Below are 15,378 nucleotides of genomic sequence, written 5' to 3'. Positions count from 1 at the left end.
TAATGCGCATGTCCGCCGAATCCATCGCACCCGCTTCCATCGTCCCCGGACGCGCCACGTATGCGCAGCGCGTGGCCTTCGTCACGGAGATCGCGGGCCGCCTGCATACCTACGGCACCACCGCGCAGCGGCTGGAAGCGGCGGTGGTCGCGCTGGCGCAGCGGCTGGACCTGGACTGCGAGCCGTGGTCCAACCCCACTGGCCTGATCCTCAGTTTCAGCGACCCGACCCAGGCGATCGGTTCCAGCGACATCACCCGCGTGGTGCGCCTGGACCCCGGCAGCAACGACCTGCACAAGCTGACCCTGGCCGACCAGATCGCCGATGCGGTGGCGAGCGGGCAGATGAGCATCGCCCAGGGCCATACCGCGCTGCGCCGGCTCGACAAGGCGCCGACCTGGCGCGACAACGCGCAGATGCTGCTGTCCTTCTGCCTGGGTTCGGCCGGCGTGGCCGGCATGTGGCGGCTGCCGTGGCTGGACGTGGTGACCGCCGGTTTCACCGGCCTGCTGATCGGGCTGATGCTGTTCTATACCGACCGCCGCGTGGCCACCCGCGAGGCCAGTGACGCGCTGGCGGCGATGCTGGCCGGTTTCGTCGCGGTACTGGTGGCCAGCTTCATCGGCCCGCTGAACCAGAATTCGGTGATCATCGCCTCGCTGGTGGTGCTGCTGCCGGGCATGGCCTTGACCAATGCGGTCAACGAGCTGGCCAGCCAGCACTGGGTTTCGGGCACCGCGCGTTTCGCCGGTGCGCTGACCACGATCATGAAACTGACCGTGGGCGCGATGATCGCGGTGACCATTACCGACCTGATCGGCCTGGAGCCGCTGGTGCGCGGCTCGCGCCCGCAACCGGAGTGGGTGGAATGGGCCTCGGTGATGCTGGCCGCGTTCGCCTTCGCGATGCTGTTCCGCGCCTCGCGCCGCGATTATCCCTGGGTGATGGCCGCGTCGCTGGCCGGGTATGCCATTTCCCGTTATGGCGGGCAGCAGTGGGGTGGGCCGGCGGGGATATTCCTGGCGGCGATGATGCTCACCGCCGCCGGCAATCTGTTCGGCCGGGTGGTGCAGCGGCCGGGCGCGATCATCCGCCTGCCCGGCATCATCATGCTGGTGCCGGGCAGCATCAGCCTGCGCGGGGTATTGAGCCTGATCCAGCAGCAGAACGTGAATGCAGGCGAATCGGCGCTGCTGACCGTGCTGAACGTGGTGATGGCGCTGGTGGCGGGGCTGCTGTTCGGCAACCTGCTGGTGCCGGCGCGGAAGAATCTCTGAGGCGCGGGCAGCCGGCCACGGGGCTGGGGTGCGATTGCCGCGCGGGAATGGCCGCACCGTCGCGGCCCGCGTTCCACAATAAAAAACGCCGGCATCGGCCGGCGTTTCATTACGCGATGATTCCCGTCCCGATCACTTCTGGATCAGGAATTCCTCGACCTTGCGGCCGCTGGCGGTGTATTCGGCCAGCCAGCGCGGCTGCTTGCCACGGCCGGTCCAGGTATTGGCGGCGTTGGCCGGGTCGCGGTACTTCGGCGCGACCTTCACGCCCTTGCTGGCGCTCTTGGCCGGGGCCTTGGTGGCGCGCGGGGCGCGGGGCGCCTTGGGGGCGCCGGTGCCGAACAGTTCCTCGATGGTGTAACCGGCCTTCTGCGCGGTCTTGACCAGCTGCGCGCGGACCTTGGTGATGGGCTGGCGCTTGGCGACCACGCTCTTGCGCTTCTGCGCGTCGCGGATCAGGGACGCCAGTTCTCGGGCCGACAGGCCGCTCAGGTCGATACTCATCGAATCGCTACTCCGGATAATGGGTTGGGTATTGCCGGTCCGTGGCAGCGCGCAAAGCATAGCGGCTGTTCCACGGTAACGGCAACGATAATGTGGGCCATGTATTGATTACATGAGAAAAGGCCGGGTTTCGACCCCGGCCTTTTCCATGACATGCATCCCTGTACGTCGCCCTGCGGGCGGCTTCGCGGTGAAAACGGCTGTCCTGCCGTTATTTTCGTATCAGCCGGTGATTCTATGCAGCAGCCCGGCCTTGTCCAGGTTTTCGGCCTCGCTGGCCGCGCGCGCGCGGTATTCGTAGGTGCCCGCGGCCAGGCCGCGCTCGGAGACCACGATGCGGTGCGGGATGCCGATCAGTTCCATGTCGGCGAACATCGCGCCCGGGCGCAGGCCGCGGTCGTCCAGCGCCGCGTCGATGCCGGCGGCCTGCAGTTCGGCCAGCAGCGCCTCGGCGGCGGCGCTCACGGCCGGGTCCTGCTTCGGGTTGATCATGCACACCACCGCCTGCCACGGCGCCATCGCCACCGGCCAGATAATGCCGGCCTCGTCGTGGTTCTGTTCGATGGCGGCGGCGACGATGCGCGACACGCCGATGCCGTAACAGCCCATCGCCATTACCGTGGCCTTGCCGTTCTCGTCGAGCACCGTGGCCTTGAGCGCCTCGGCATATTTGCGGCCGAGCTGGAATACATGGCCGACCTCGATGCCGCGCGCGAGCTTCAGTTCGCCGCCGTCGCGGGCGCGGTCGCCGGCGACCACGTTGCGGATATCGGCCACCTCCGGTTCGGCCAGGTCGCGGCCCCAGTTGACCCCGGCGATGTGGAAACCGGTTTCGTTGGCGCCGACCACGAAGTCGGCCAGCGCCGCCACCTCGCGGTCGGCGACGATGCGGATGGCCTTGCGCGGGTCCAGCGGGCCGAGGAATCCGGGTTCGCTGCCGAGGTACTCGGCGATCTCCGCCTCGCTGGCCATGCGGTGGTCGGCCAGGCCCGCCACCTTGCCCAGCTTGATCTCGTTGACCTCGTGGTCGCCGCGCACCAGTGCCAGCACGAACGCGTCGTCGGCGCTCATCACCGCCACCGACTTGACCGTGCGCGCCAGGGCGATGCCCAGCAGCGCGGCGACGTCCTCGCAGGTTTTCTGGGTCGGGGTCTCGACCTTGCGCAGCGTTTCGGTCGCGGCCGCGCGCGGTGCCGGGTCTGCGGCGACGGCGGCCTCGACGTTGGCGGCGTAATCCGAGCCGGTGGAGAACGCCAGCGCGTCCTCGCCGGAATCGGCGATCACGTGGAATTCCTGCGAGGCGTCGCCGCCGATCGCGCCGGAATCGGCCTGCACCGCGCGGAACTCCAGCCCCAGGCGGGTGAAGATGCGGGTGTAGGCGGCCTTCATGTTCTCGTATTCGGCCACCAGGCTGGCGTCATCCAGGTGGAAGGAATACGCGTCCTTCATCAGGAATTCGCGCGCGCGCATCACCCCGAAGCGCGGGCGGATCTCGTCGCGGAACTTGGTCTGCACCTGGTAGAAGTTGACCGGCAGCTGCTTGTAGCTGGACAGCTCCTGGCGCGCGAAGTCGGTGATCGCTTCCTCGGCGGTGGGGCTGTAGCAGTATTCCTGCTCCTTGCGGTCCTTGATCTTCAGCAACTGGCCGCCGAATTTCTCCCAGCGCCCGGTTTCCTCCCACAGCTCCCTGGGCTGGATGGTCGGCAGCTGCAGTTCCACCGCGCCGGCGCGGTTCATTTCCTCGCGGACGATGCCCTCCACCTTGCGCAGCACGCGCAGGCCCAGCGGCGACCAGGTGTACAGGCCCGAGGCCAGCTTGCGGATCATGCCCGCGCGCAGCATCAGCTTGTGGCTGACCAGCTCGGCGTCGGCGGGTGTTTCCTTGGTGGTGTGCAGGTGGAAACGGGAAAGGCGCATGGGGAGGCTTCACGGGACGGCGGACCGCCTATTCTGCCAGAAGCCCATGCGCCACAAGGGCCGGGGCGGCGCCTACTTCTTGCAGTAGGCCGCGGCGGCGGCCTCGGCCAGCTGTTTCTGCGCGCTGCGCTGGGCATCGTCCAGCTGGGTGTCCGGCTTGCCGTCGCCGTTGGTGTCCTGCATCAGCGGGCCGCTGCCCTGCAGCAGCTCCAGGTTGCGCCGCGCCGCGGTGCACTCCGGCGCCTCGTCGGCCTTGGCCGGCTCGGCCGCGGCCACCGGCTCGCCGGAGGTGGTGATGCGGCGGGTTTCGTACTTCTGCCCGGTCGGCGGGCGCTCGGAGTACTGGGTCACGCCATTGGCGTCTTTCCACTTGTACAGGTTGCCGGTACCGGCAACGGCACCGCTGGCGGCGCCGGCCAGGGCCAGCAGGCAGCAGAAACGGGGCAGGGCGCGCATGGCGACTCCGGTCGCTTGACGGGACAGGACCCGATTGCAGCACCCGGTGACGCGGCTGGCAAGTCGATTAAACTGGCCGCATGGACGAAACCAGACCGCCGCCGCGCTCGCGCAGCATCTACCTGCTGCCGAACCTGTTCACCACCGCCGGGCTGTTTGCCGGCTTCTACGCCATCATCGCCGCCTCCAACGGTGACTTCGTCAACGCCGCCGTCGCGGTGTTCGTGGCCGGGGTCATGGACGGGCTGGACGGGCGGGTGGCGCGCCTGACCGGCACCAGCAGCGAGTTCGGGGTCCAGTACGACTCGCTGGCCGACCTGGTCAGTTTCGGCATGGCGCCGGCGCTGGTGATGTACCACTGGTCGCTGTCCTCGCTGAAGTTCGACGGCGACGTGCTGGGCCGCGTCGGCTGGCTGGCCGCGTTCCTGTACGCGGCCTGCGCGGCGCTGCGCCTGGCGCGCTTCAACACCCAGGTGGGCACCGTGGACAAGCGCTGGTTCGTCGGCCTGGCCAGTCCGGCGGCGGCGGGGCTGATGATGTCTTTCGTCTGGGCCTTCGCCGACGGCAGCCTGGGCTGGAGCGGCGAGGAACTGCGCTACGTGGCGCTGGTGGTATCCATCGTCGCCGCCCTGCTGATGGTCAGCCGCATCCGTTTCTGGAGCTTCAAGGGCGGCGGCGAGAAGGGCCCGCGCTCCGAGCGCGTGCCGTTCATGGTGCTGGCGCTGGTGCCGATCGTGATCGCCATCATGGTGGTCGACCTGCCGCGCACGCTGTTCGTGGTCGGCGTTCTGTACGCGCTGTCCGGGCCGGTGCTGTGGCTGTGGCAGCGGTGGCGGCAGCCGGCCAGCAGGGTGCAGTGAACGCGGCCGCGTCCACGCCGTTGTGGTCGCCGCAGCAGCAGGCGTGGCTGCAGGCGATGGGCTATGCGGTGTATCTGGAAGGCGGCGCGCTGGACGCGCCGCTGCCGCAGCCGGAGACGCGCGCCGCGGCGCCGGCTTTCGAGGCCGCTCCCGCGGCTGCGGCTGCGCCCGCGCGCGTGGCGCCGCCGGTACGCCGCGAGGCGCCACCGCGGCTGCCACCGGAGGCGCCGGCCACCGCGCCGCAGGCACGGCCGGCGTCGCGTCGCGGCGGGGTACGCCTGCCCGACCGCCTGCAGATCGCGCTGCTGCGCGCGTCCGGCTGCAACCCCAACGATCCGCAGACCCGCGCGCTGATGGACAGCTGGCCGCTGGACGAGCTGCGCGCGAACCCCGCGGCCAAGCGCGCGCTGTGGCCGCAACTGCGCGAACTGCGGCGGAAGCAGCGGCAATGAACGCGGTGGCGGCGACGCCAGCGCCGGTGCTGCGCCCGATGCACGAGGGCGATCTGGACGCGGTGATGGAGATCGAGCTGCGCGCCTATCCGTTCCCGTGGACCCGCGGCATCTTCCAGGACTGCCTGCGCGCCGGTTACCCGGGGCGGGTGCTGGCCGGGGGCGACGGCCTGTTCGGCTATGGGCTGCTGAGCATCGCCGCCGACGAGGCCCACGTGCTCAACGTCTGCGTCGATCCGCGCCGGCAGTCGCGCGGGCTGGGGCGGCGCCTGCTGCGCGACCTGGTGCAGGTGGCGCGGCAGCACCGCGCGGCGCGGGTGTTCCTGGAAGTGCGCCCGTCCAACGCCGCGGCCATCGCGCTGTACCACAGCGAGGGGTTCAACGAGATCGGCCGCCGCCCGCGCTACTACCCGGCGGTGACCGGGCGCGAGGATGCGCTGGTGATGGCGATGGAACTGGTGGACGAGGACATCCGTTCCATGCCGCCGCTGTAGGCGGCCTGCTCAACCCAGCCGCAGTACCGCCACGCCGGCCACGATCAGCGCCGCGGCGGACAGGCGCGCGCGCCCGATGCGTTCCTTCAGCACCCAGGCCGAGATCAGCAGCGCGAACAGGATCGAGGTTTCGCGCAGCGCGGCGATGACCGCCACCGGCCCCTGGGTCATCGCCCACAGCGCGATGCCGTAGGAGGCGGTGGTGCCGGCGCCGCCCACCAGGCCGCGCCCCCAGTTGCCGCGCAGGTACCGGCACAGCTGCGCGCGGCGGGTGGCCAGCGCCCACAGCGGCAGCGGCAGCCCGGACAGCAGGAACAGCCACAGCGCATAGCTGGCGGCATTGCCGGACAGGCGCGCACCGCGCGCGTCGACCAGGGTGTAGGTGGCGATCAGCACGGCGATGGACAACGGCAGCCACAGGTGGCGGCGGGCAACCCCGCCGGCCATGCCGACGACGCCGGCGCTGACCACGGCGATGCCCAGCCAGGCGCCGGCCGTCAGCTGTTCGCCGAATGCCAGGCTGCCGGCCAGCGCCACCAGCGGCGGTGCGCAGCCGCGCATCAGCGGGTAGGACAGGCTCATGTCGGCAGCCCGGTACGCGCGTGCGACCAGTACGTAGTAGCCGGCCTGCAGCAGCGTGGAGGCGGCCAGCCACGGCCAGCTCGCCGGTGCCGGCAGCGGCAGCCATGGCAGTGCCAGCGCGGACAGCAGCGCGGCCCAGCCGGTGACCAGGATCGTGGTCAGCAGGGTGTCGCCACCGCGCTTGACGATGGCGTTCCAGCCGGCGTGCAGCAGGGCCGCGAACAGCACCGCGCAGAAGATCGCCAGCGACATCGCATGCCCGGGGTGCGGTGGAGCGTGCAGGATAGCCGCAAACGCAAACGCCGCCCGCAGGCGGCGCTTGCGTCACCGCGGGGGCGGCTTACAGCTTGGCGCGCTGTGCCTGCAGGCCGGCCAGCTGGCCGTTCCAGTCGGCCAGGCGCACGCGCTCCTGTTCGACCACCGCCGCCGGCACCTTGTCGGTGAACTTCGACAGCTTGGTCTCGCTCTTCTCCTTCTCCGCCGACACCCGCGCGATCTCCTTGTCCAGGCGCGCGCGCTCGGCATCCAGGTCGACCAGGCCTTCCAGCGGCACCAGCAGCTTCAGCTCGCCGACGATGGCGGCTGCGGCCGGCGGGGTCTGCGCATCGGCGGCCAGCCACTCGATGCTCTCCAGCTTCAGCAGGAAACGCAGCTGCGAGGTGAAGCGCTCCACGCGCGCCTGGTCCACGGCCTGGCCCCCCTGCAGCAGCAGCCGGACCAGCCGGGACGGCGGCACGTTCAGCTCGCTGCGCACGCGGCGCAGGGCGTTGACCATGGTCTTGAACCACTCCACGTCGGCCTCGGCCTGGGCGTAGTCGCCGCTGAACTCCGCTGCGGTCGGATAGGGACGCAGAGACAGCGTGTCGACGGTGATGCCCAGGCGCGGCGCCACCTGCTGCCACAGCTGTTCGGTGACGAACGGGATCAGCGGGTGCAGCAGGCGCAGCACCGCTTCGAGCACGTACAGCAGGGTGTGGCGGGTGCTCTGGGCATCGGCCGCATCGCTGCCGTTGAGCGCCGGCTTGGTCAGCTCCAGGAACCAGTCGCAGAACTCGTTCCAGACGAACTCGTACAGCGCCTGCGCCAGCAGGTCGAAGCGGTAGTCGGCGAAATGCTGCTGCGCCTCGGCCGATACCGTGGCCAGGCGCGCCAGGATCCAGCGCTCGGCATCGGTGCGCGGCATCGGCACGCCGCTGAAGCCCGACCCTTCGGTGTTCATCAGGGTGAAGCGGCTGGCGTTCCACAGCTTGTTGCAGAAGTTCTTGTAGCCCTCGGCGCGGCCCATGTCGAACTTGATGTCGCGGCCATGGGTGGCCAGCGCGGCGATGGTGAAGCGCAGCGCGTCGGCACCGTGGGCGATGATGCCGTCCGGGAATTCCCTGCGGGTGGCCTTCTCGATCTTCTCGGCCATCTTCGGCTGCATCAGGCCATGGGTGCGCTTGGCGACCAGGTCGTCGATGCTGATGCCGTCGATGATGTCCAGCGGGTCGAGCACGTTGCCCTTGGACTTGGACATCTTCTGGCCCTGCGCGTCGCGGATCAGGCCGGTGATGTAGACGTCCTTGAACGGGATGTGCCCGGTGAAGCTGTCGGTGGCCATGATCATGCGCGCCACCCAGAAGAAGATGATGTCGAAGCCGGTGACCAGCACGTTCGACGGCAGGTAGCGCGCGAAACCGCGCTGCGCCATCGCCGCCTCATCCGGCCAGCCCAGCGTGGAGAACGGCCACAGCTGCGAGGAGAACCAGGTCTCCAGCACGTCGCTGTCCTGGGTGAGCGTCACGTCGTCGCCGAGCCCGGCCCGGGCGCGGGCGTCGGCCTCGTTGCGGCCCACGTAGCAGTTGCCGGCGTCGTCGAACCAGGCCGGGATGCGGTGGCCCCACCACAGCTGGCGGCTGATGCACCAGTCCTGGATGTTCTCCATCCAGTGGCGGTAGGTGTTGATCCAGTTGCCCGGCACGAACTTGATGCTGCCCGGCTTTCCATCAGTACCTTCGACCAGCTCCAGGCCGCGCCTGGCCAGCCCGTCCATCTTCACGAACCACTGGTCGGTCAGGTACGGCTCGATCACCTGGCCGGTGCGGTCGCCGCGCGGCACCTGCAGCTTGTGCGCCTTGGTCTCGACCAGGATGCCCAGGCTTTCCAGTTCGGCCAGGATCACCTTGCGCGCTTCGTAGCGGTCCAGCCCGCGGTACTGCTCCGGCGCGTTCTCGTTGAGCGCGGCGGTCGGGGTGAACAGGTTGATCATCGGCAGGCCGTGGCGCACGCCGACCTGGTAGTCGTTGAAGTCGTGCGCCGGGGTGACCTTGACCACGCCGGTGCCGAACGCCTTGTCGACGTAGTCGTCGGCGATCACCGGCACGCTGCGGCCGGTCAGCGGCAGGGTGACGCGCTTGCCGACCAGGTGCGCATAGCGGCTGTCTTCCGGGTGCACCATGACCGCGGTGTCGCCCAGCAGGGTTTCCGGGCGGGTGGTGGCCACCACCAGGTAGTGGCGGGTTTCGCGCAGGCTCTCGTTGCCGTCGGCGTCGAGCTCCACGTGCTCGTAGCTGGCGCCGTCCTCCAGCGCATAGGCGATCGACCACAGGAAGCCGTCTTCCTCGACGCTTTCCACCTCCAGGTCGGAGATGGCGGTCTTCAGCACCGGATCCCAGTTGACCAGGCGCTGGCCGCGGTAGATCAGGCCCTGCTCGTGCCAGCGCACGAACGATTCGATCACCGCCTCGCTCGGGCCCGGGTCCATGGTGAAGGTGCTGCGCGACCAGTCGGCCGAGGTGCCGAGGCGGCGCATCTGCCCCTCGATCACGTTGCCCGAGTGCGCCTTCCACTCCCACACCTTGTCGATGAAGCCGTCGCGGCCCAGCGAATCGCGGGTCTCGCCCTTGCCTTCCAGCGCCAGGTTGCGGCTGACCACCATTTCGGTGGCGATGCCGGCGTGGTCGGTGCCGACCTGCCACAGCGTGTCGTAGCCGCGCATGCGGTGGTAGCGGATCAGCGCGTCCATCAGCGTCTGCTGGAACGCGTGGCCCATGTGCAGGGTGCCGGTCACGTTCGGCGGCGGCAGCAGGATGGTGTACGGCTCGCCCTTGCCGGACGGCTTGAAATGGCCGGCTTTCTCCCACGCATCGTAGAGCGCGGTTTCGAAGGACTTCGGGTCGTAGCTGGAGGCGAGTTGGGTCATGCGGGGAAACCGGGTGGAAGGCGGGGAGGGGATCAGCGGGACGCGCCGGTTTTCAGCGCGCGCCGGATCTTCTGGTCGGTGTGGTACTGGCTGACCGCGTAGGCGGCCCAGATCGCGGCCGGAACCCAGCCGATCAGGGTGACCTGCAGGACCAGGCAGACGATGCCGGACAGCGGCCGGCCGATGGTGAAGAAGGCCAGCCACGGCAGCAGCAGGGCAATGAGCAGGCGCATGCGGGTCCCTTACATGTCGTGCTTGTTGAGCGCGTAGCCGGCGGCCTTGTACTGGCGCCAGCGTTCGCGCAGCGGTTCGCGCGCGGCCGGGTCGGCCGGCACCACTTCCAGTACCCGTTCGCAGCTGCCCAGGTAGGGGTCGTCGCGCAGGTTGATCACCAGCGGCCGTTCCGGCGCCTCGGCGCCCGGCGCGGCGATCAGCACGATGGCCTCTTCCTCGTCCACGTCATCGCCCACGATCTGGTGCGGGATGTAGGCGTCCGGGTCGAACGACCACAGCAGTTCGTCCAGTTCCTCGGCCTGCGCCGCGTCGCGCGCCAGCACCAGGGTGTACTGGCTGGTGTCGTTGGCCTTGCGCGCCAGTTCGCACACCAGCTTGAGCGGCTCGGTGAGGAAGCGGGGCTTGGCGATCAGGTAGAAGTCGGCGCGGGGCATCGGGCAACCAGGAAGGGGAAGGAAGAACCGGGGCCGGCGTCGGTCGTTCCAGGTGGAACCCGATGCCGCCCCCGGTTTTGCGTCACGCCGCGCGGTCCAGCAGCCACTGCGCCAGCAGCCCGACCGGGCGGCCGGTGGCCATGCCGCGCTTGCCTTCGTCGCTGGCCACGCCGGCGATGTCCAGGTGCGCCCAGCGCTGGCCCTCGGCGAAGCGCGACAGGAAGCAGCCGGCGGTGATGGCGCCGGCCCAGCGGCCGCCGATGTTGTAGACGTCGGCGAAGCTGGAATCCAGCATCGGCTGGTACTCGTCCCACAGCGGCAGGCGCCAGGCGCGGTCGAACACGTGCTCGCCGGCGGCCAGCAGTTCGTTGGCCAGGTCGTCGTGCTTGCTCATCAGGCCGGCGGTCTGGTGGCCCAGGGCGACCATGCAGGCGCCGGTCAGGGTGGCCACGTCGACCAGCGCGGCCGGCTCGAAGCGCTGCGCATAGGTCAGCGCGTCGCACAGGATCAGGCGGCCCTCGGCGTCGGTGTTGCCGACCTCGATGGTCTTGCCGGACATGGAGGTGATCACGTCCGACGGGCGGTAGGCGTTGCCGTCGATGGCGTTCTCCACCGCCGGCACCACCACCACCAGGTTCAGCGGCAGCCGGGCCTTGACCGCGGCGACGAAGGTGCCGATGACGTTGGCGCCGCCGCACATGTCGTACTTCATCTCCTCGATGCCGCCCTGGGTCTTCAGGTTGACGCCGCCGGTATCGAAGGTGATGCCCTTGCCGACCAGCACGTAGGGCTTGGCGTCGCCGCCGTTGTTCCACTTCAGCACCACCAGCTTCGGCCGGTTGGCCGAGCCGCGGGCCACCGCCAGCAGCGAGCCCATGCCCAGGGCTTCCATCTGCTGTTCATCGAGGATCTCGGCCTGCGCGCCCTCGTGCTCGGCGGCGAACCGGGCCGAGCTTTCGGCCAGGTAGGCCGGCGTGCACAGGTTCGGCGGCAGGTTGCCCAGCTCGCGGGCGTACTCGACGCCGGCGGCGATGGCCTGGCCCTGGGCCAGCGCGGTCTCGTCGCTGCCGCTGATCGCCAGGGTTTCCAGGCCAGGGGCGTCGGGCTTCTTCTTGCCCAGGGTGGCGGTGTAGCGGTAGCTGGCGTGGTTGGCGGCGATCACCGCCTGGCGGATGTTCCAGGCGGCATCGCGGCCCTTCACTTCGAGCTCGGACAGGGTGAACAGCGCGCTGCGGGTGATGCCGCTGCGCAGCGCGCGGGCGGCGTCGCCCACCGCCTTGATGTACTGCGGCACGCCGAACTTGGCGGCGTCGCCCAGGCCGACCACCAGCACGCGCGGCGCGGCCACGCCGGCCAGGTCGTGCAGTACGGTGGTGTTGCCGGTCTTGCCGCCGACGTCGCCGCGCTCCACCAGCGCCGCGAGGCGGCCGCCCGAGGCGGCGTCGAGCGCCTGTGCCGCCGGCGACAGCGACTTGTCAGAGAAGGCGCCAACGATGATGCAGTCGACCGCGGCCGAGGCCGGGGCGGCGTGGTTCAGGGTGAATTGCAGAGACATTGATCAGATTCCATTGCCAAATCCGTACAATCGCGGACTGTTTCCACCCCTCCAGACCGGCCGGGCGCGCCGCGAACGAAACCGGGAGTTTAAACCACCCACCCCATGGCGAAGCTTGACCGCTACCTGCTGAGCGACTTCATCCAGAGCTTCCTGGCGACCCTGACCGTGCTGCTGGTGGTGAGCGTGGGCGGGGTCCTGGTGGACATCCTGGGCCGGATTGCCGACGGCCGCATGCCGGCCGGGCTGCTGCTGTCGCAGCTGGGCCTGCAGTTCATCGTCTACCTGCCCATCATCCTGCCGCTGGCGCTGCTGCTCGGCCTGTCGCTGGCCATCGCCCGGCTCTACCGGGATTCGGAGATGGCGGTGCTGACCGCGGTGGGGGTCGGCCCGCGGCGCCTGCTGCGGCCGGTCATGATGCTGGTGGCGCCGGTGGTGGCGGTGGTCGGGGCCTGCTCGCTGTGGCTGGGGCCCTGGGCCAACCGCACCGCCGACGCGATGGTCGAGGCCGCCAGCCGCAGCGTGGTGGTGGCCGGGCTGGAGCCGGGCAAGTTCACCCAGCTCTCCGGCGGCGGCATCGTCTACCTGTCCTCGCTCAACGAGGACGGCACCCGGATGGGCAAGGTGTTCATCCAGCGGCAGGAGGACGGGCGCATCGACGTGGTCTCGGCCAACAGCGGCGCCATGTTCTTCGAGGGCGATCGCCAGCGCTTCCTGCGGCTGCAGGACGGCCACCGCGTCGAAGGCCCCGAGAACGGCGGGCTGGATTACCGCCTGATGCGCTACGCCAGCAACGAGGTGGCGTTGCCCGACCGCGATGAAGCGCGCGGCCAGGACGACCCCGAGGTGCTGCCGACCCTGCGCCTGCTCGGCGACGACCGGCGCGAGGCGCAGGCGCAGCTGCACTGGCGCATCACCCCGCCGCTGCTGGCGCTGGCCTTCGCCCTGCTGGCGCTGCCGCTGTCGCGCAGCACGCCGCGGCAGCAGCGCTATGGAAGCGTCATGCTGGCCTTCCTCGGCTACGTGGTGGGCATCAGCCTGATGATCAGCGGCCGGCAATGGCTGGCCAGCGGCAAGCTGCCGATGGAGCTGGGCATGTGGTGGCTGACCGTGCCGCTGCTGGCGCTGGCGCTGTGGCTGTACTTCCGCGATGGCCGGCTGTCGCGCCGCAAGGGGGCACGCGCATGATGCTGCGCCCGCGCATCCACGATTTCTACGTCGGCCGCACGGTGCTGGTCACGGTGCTGCTGGCGTGGGCGGTGCTGACCGGACTGGACGCGATGCTGTCGCTGTCCGGCGAGGCCAAGAACATCGGTACCGGCAGCTATACCTTCGGCCACGCGGTGGCCTGGAGCGCCTACACCCTGCCGCGCCGCGCCTACACCCTGTTCCCGATGGCCGCGGTGATCGGCGCGCTGATGGGGCTGGGGCAGCTGGCGGCGACTTCGGAGCTGACCGCGCTGCGTGCGCTCGGCCTGTCGCGCCGCCGCATCGCGCTGTCGGTGGCCATCGCGATGTCGATGCTGACCGCGATGATGGTGGTCAACGGCGAAACCCTGGCGCCGTGGGCGCAGGAAAAGGCCGATGCGCTGAAGGCCAGCGCCAAGTTCAACACCGACATGGCCATGGCCCGCTATTCCGGGCTGTGGGCGCGCGAGGGTGACACCTTCCTCAATGCCCAGAGCGGCGAGGAGCAGCTCACCGAGGACGGCGGGACGCGCCTGCTGCTGCATGACGTCCGCCTTTACCGGCTGGACGCCGATGGCCGCCTGGCCAGCCTGACCCATGCGGTCACCGCCCGCCACGACGCCCGGGGCTGGACCCTGGAGCAGGTGCGGCGCGACACCTTCGGCGAGCGCTCGGCCACCCGCCAGACGGTGGCCAGCGAGCCCTGGGACTCGGCCCTGGATGCGGCGGCCCTGGCCTCGGGCCTGGCCAAGCCACGCAGCCTGACCGCCGCCGAACTGCGCACCAGCATCGAGTACCGCAAGCGCAACGGGCTGGATGCGCGCGATTACGAGGACACCTACTGGAGCCGCTGGTTCTATCCGGTGAACGTGCTGGCGCTGTGCCTGGCCGCGGTGCCGTTCGCGTTCGGTTCGCTGCGCAGTGGCGGCATGGGCAAACGCCTGTTCCTGGGCATGCTGTTCGCGCTGGGCTTCCTGCTGCTGCAGATGTTCTTCGGGCGCATGGCCGGCGCGCTCAAGTTCGACTACCGCATCGCCTACGCACTGCCGCCGATCATCATGCTGGCCGTATCCGGCTGGCTGTTCAAACGACGCTCGAGCTGAGTCCGCTTCGCGCGCCGCAGGCAACCGCAAGCGCCGGTTGCCCTGCCGCGCCGCCGCGCGCCGGGGCAGTGAAGCGGTGATTACCGGTCGGGGACGTGCACCCGCCGGGTGTTGCTGAGGCGGTCATGCCGCGCCACAGGCAACCGCAAGCGCCGGTTGCCCTGCCGCGCCGCCGCGCGCCGGGGCAATGAAGGGTGGGCTGTTTGCGGTGGTTACCGGTCGGGGACGTGCACCAGCCGGGTATTGCTGAGGCGGTCATGCCGCGCCGCAGGCAACCGCAAGCGCCGGTTACCCTGCCGCGCCGCCGCGCGCCGGGGCAATGAAGGGTGGGCTGTTTGCGGTGGTTACCGGTCGGGGACATGCCCCCGCCGGGTGTTGCTGAGGCGGTCATGCCGCGCCACAGGCAACCGCAAGCGCCGGTTACCCTGCCGCGCCGCCGCGCGCCGGGGCAATGAAGGGTGGGCTGTTTGCGGTGGTTACCGGTCGGGGACATGCCCCCGCCGGGTGTTGCTGAGGCGGTCATGCCGCGCCACAGGCAACCGCAAGCGCCGGTTGCCCTGCCGCGCCGCTGCGCGCCGGGAGCAACGACGGGTGTGCTGTTCCGGGGCGGTTACCGGTCGGGGACGTGCACCAGCCGGGTGTTGCTGAGGCGGTCGTGCCACGTCAGCCCCTCCCGATCCAGCAGCGCCCACCAGAATCCCAGGCCGCCGCACAGCAGCGACAGCGTGCCCAGCGCATAGCGCTTCCACAGCAGGGCCATCGACGGCGCGCCATTGGTGCCCTGCACATACAGTCGCCACGGGCGCATGCCCAAGGTCTGCCCGCCGCGCTTCCAGCTGAGCGTGGCGTACACCCCGGCCACGGCCCAGCAGCACAGCCACAGCAGCCACTGCAGAGGGCTGTACGGGGCGATGTTGTGGTGGGTGTTGCCGCCGCTGGCAACCACGTCCAGCAGGGTGAACGGCACCGCGGTGAGCATCCACAGCGCCAGCACCGGCCACAGGTCGTAGAACAGTGCCGCCAGGCGGCGCAACAGCAGTGGCGAGGGGCGGGGCGGGGCGGCGGAATCGGCGTTCATCGCGCGAGCATACGGGCTGGCGTGCGCGATGTGGATGGGCAGCGGCGCCGGCAATGCCTATCC

At 69.9% G+C, this 15,378-nt stretch carries 15 protein-coding genes; 6 read left to right on the top strand and 9 right to left on the bottom strand.

All coding sequences use genetic code 11. The annotated features are described in order from the left end of the window. Positions 1-8 precede the first annotated feature (8 nt). Positions 9-1,277, top strand: a complete 1,269-nt coding sequence (locus tag F0P95_RS00710) for a threonine/serine exporter family protein (RefSeq protein ID WP_182335322.1) — start codon at positions 9-11, stop codon at positions 1,275-1,277. Between the two features lie 132 nt (positions 1,278-1,409). On the opposite strand, the gene F0P95_RS00705 is transcribed toward F0P95_RS00710, so the two are convergent. The 3 genes from F0P95_RS00705 to F0P95_RS00695 all read right to left on the bottom strand — a co-directional run bounded on the left by F0P95_RS00705 (position 1,410) and on the right by F0P95_RS00695 (position 4,154). Continuing rightward, positions 1,410-1,781 carry an H-NS histone family protein gene (locus F0P95_RS00705; RefSeq protein ID WP_182335321.1) on the bottom strand — a complete coding sequence of 124 codons (372 nt, stop codon included), beginning with the start codon at positions 1,779-1,781 and terminating at the stop codon, positions 1,410-1,412. A gap of 222 nt (positions 1,782-2,003) precedes the next feature. Beyond that, entirely contained in the window at positions 2,004-3,698 is a 1,695-nt protein-coding gene (locus F0P95_RS00700; RefSeq protein WP_182335320.1) for a proline--tRNA ligase, read from the bottom strand. A gap of 72 nt (positions 3,699-3,770) precedes the next feature. Next, positions 3,771-4,154 (bottom strand): DUF4124 domain-containing protein, encoded by a 384-nt coding sequence (locus tag F0P95_RS00695; RefSeq protein WP_054667667.1) that lies wholly within the window; start codon positions 4,152-4,154, stop codon positions 3,771-3,773. Positions 4,155-4,234: 80 nt separating this feature from the next. Between F0P95_RS00695 and pssA the strand changes: the two genes are divergently transcribed. From pssA to rimI, 3 genes are read left to right on the top strand one after another with little or no spacing between them, the layout of a single operon-like run. Next, a complete protein-coding gene (pssA, locus tag F0P95_RS00690; protein WP_182335319.1) occupies positions 4,235-5,014 on the top strand; it encodes a CDP-diacylglycerol--serine O-phosphatidyltransferase in 780 nt (259 codons plus the stop codon). A gap of 56 nt (positions 5,015-5,070) precedes the next feature. Continuing rightward, on the top strand, positions 5,071-5,466 hold the full coding sequence (locus F0P95_RS00685; protein WP_182336637.1) for an alanine acetyltransferase: 396 nt from the start codon (positions 5,071-5,073) through the stop codon (positions 5,464-5,466). Continuing rightward, positions 5,463-5,960: a ribosomal protein S18-alanine N-acetyltransferase gene (rimI, locus tag F0P95_RS00680; RefSeq protein WP_182335318.1), complete on the top strand. Its 498-nt coding sequence runs from the start codon at positions 5,463-5,465 to the stop codon at positions 5,958-5,960. The genes F0P95_RS00685 and rimI overlap by 4 nt, the downstream gene beginning before the upstream one ends. 9 nt (positions 5,961-5,969) lie before the next feature. Here rimI and F0P95_RS00675 read toward each other — a convergent pair whose 3' ends face one another. From F0P95_RS00675 to F0P95_RS00655, 5 genes are all read right to left on the bottom strand, one after another. Further along, on the bottom strand, positions 5,970-6,794 hold the full coding sequence (locus tag F0P95_RS00675; protein WP_182335317.1) for an EamA family transporter: 825 nt from the start codon (positions 6,792-6,794) through the stop codon (positions 5,970-5,972). A gap of 88 nt (positions 6,795-6,882) precedes the next feature. Beyond that, positions 6,883-9,723 (bottom strand): valine--tRNA ligase, encoded by a 2,841-nt coding sequence (locus F0P95_RS00670; RefSeq protein ID WP_182335316.1) that lies wholly within the window; start codon positions 9,721-9,723, stop codon positions 6,883-6,885. A 32-nt stretch (positions 9,724-9,755) separates the two neighbouring features. After that, positions 9,756-9,956, bottom strand: coding sequence for a YqaE/Pmp3 family membrane protein (locus F0P95_RS00665; RefSeq protein WP_056931138.1), 201 nt, complete (start codon positions 9,954-9,956; stop codon positions 9,756-9,758). A 9-nt stretch (positions 9,957-9,965) separates the two neighbouring features. Continuing rightward, entirely contained in the window at positions 9,966-10,391 is a 426-nt protein-coding gene (locus F0P95_RS00660) for a DNA polymerase III subunit chi (protein ID WP_054667657.1), read from the bottom strand. A gap of 82 nt (positions 10,392-10,473) precedes the next feature. Further along, positions 10,474-11,946 (bottom strand): leucyl aminopeptidase, encoded by a 1,473-nt coding sequence (locus tag F0P95_RS00655; RefSeq protein ID WP_182335315.1) that lies wholly within the window; start codon positions 11,944-11,946, stop codon positions 10,474-10,476. Positions 11,947-12,051: 105 nt separating this feature from the next. On the opposite strand from F0P95_RS00655, the gene lptF reads away from it, so the two are divergent. Further along, positions 12,052-13,134: an LPS export ABC transporter permease LptF gene (gene lptF / locus F0P95_RS00650; RefSeq protein WP_182335314.1), complete on the top strand. Its 1,083-nt coding sequence runs from the start codon at positions 12,052-12,054 to the stop codon at positions 13,132-13,134. Beyond that, entirely contained in the window at positions 13,131-14,237 is a 1,107-nt protein-coding gene (gene lptG, locus F0P95_RS00645) for an LPS export ABC transporter permease LptG (protein ID WP_182335313.1), read from the top strand. The genes lptF and lptG overlap by 4 nt, the downstream gene beginning before the upstream one ends. A 610-nt stretch (positions 14,238-14,847) precedes the next feature. Here the strand turns inward: lptG and F0P95_RS00640 are convergent. Continuing rightward, entirely contained in the window at positions 14,848-15,315 is a 468-nt protein-coding gene (locus F0P95_RS00640) for an RDD family protein (protein ID WP_182335312.1), read from the bottom strand. Between the last annotated feature and the right edge of the window lie 63 nt (positions 15,316-15,378).

This window comes from Stenotrophomonas acidaminiphila, from assembly GCF_014109845.1.
GTDB lineage: Bacteria > Pseudomonadota > Gammaproteobacteria > Xanthomonadales > Xanthomonadaceae > Stenotrophomonas > Stenotrophomonas acidaminiphila.
The sequence above is the reverse complement of the archived record's forward strand: the minus strand, read 5'-3'. Positions and strand labels throughout refer to the sequence as shown.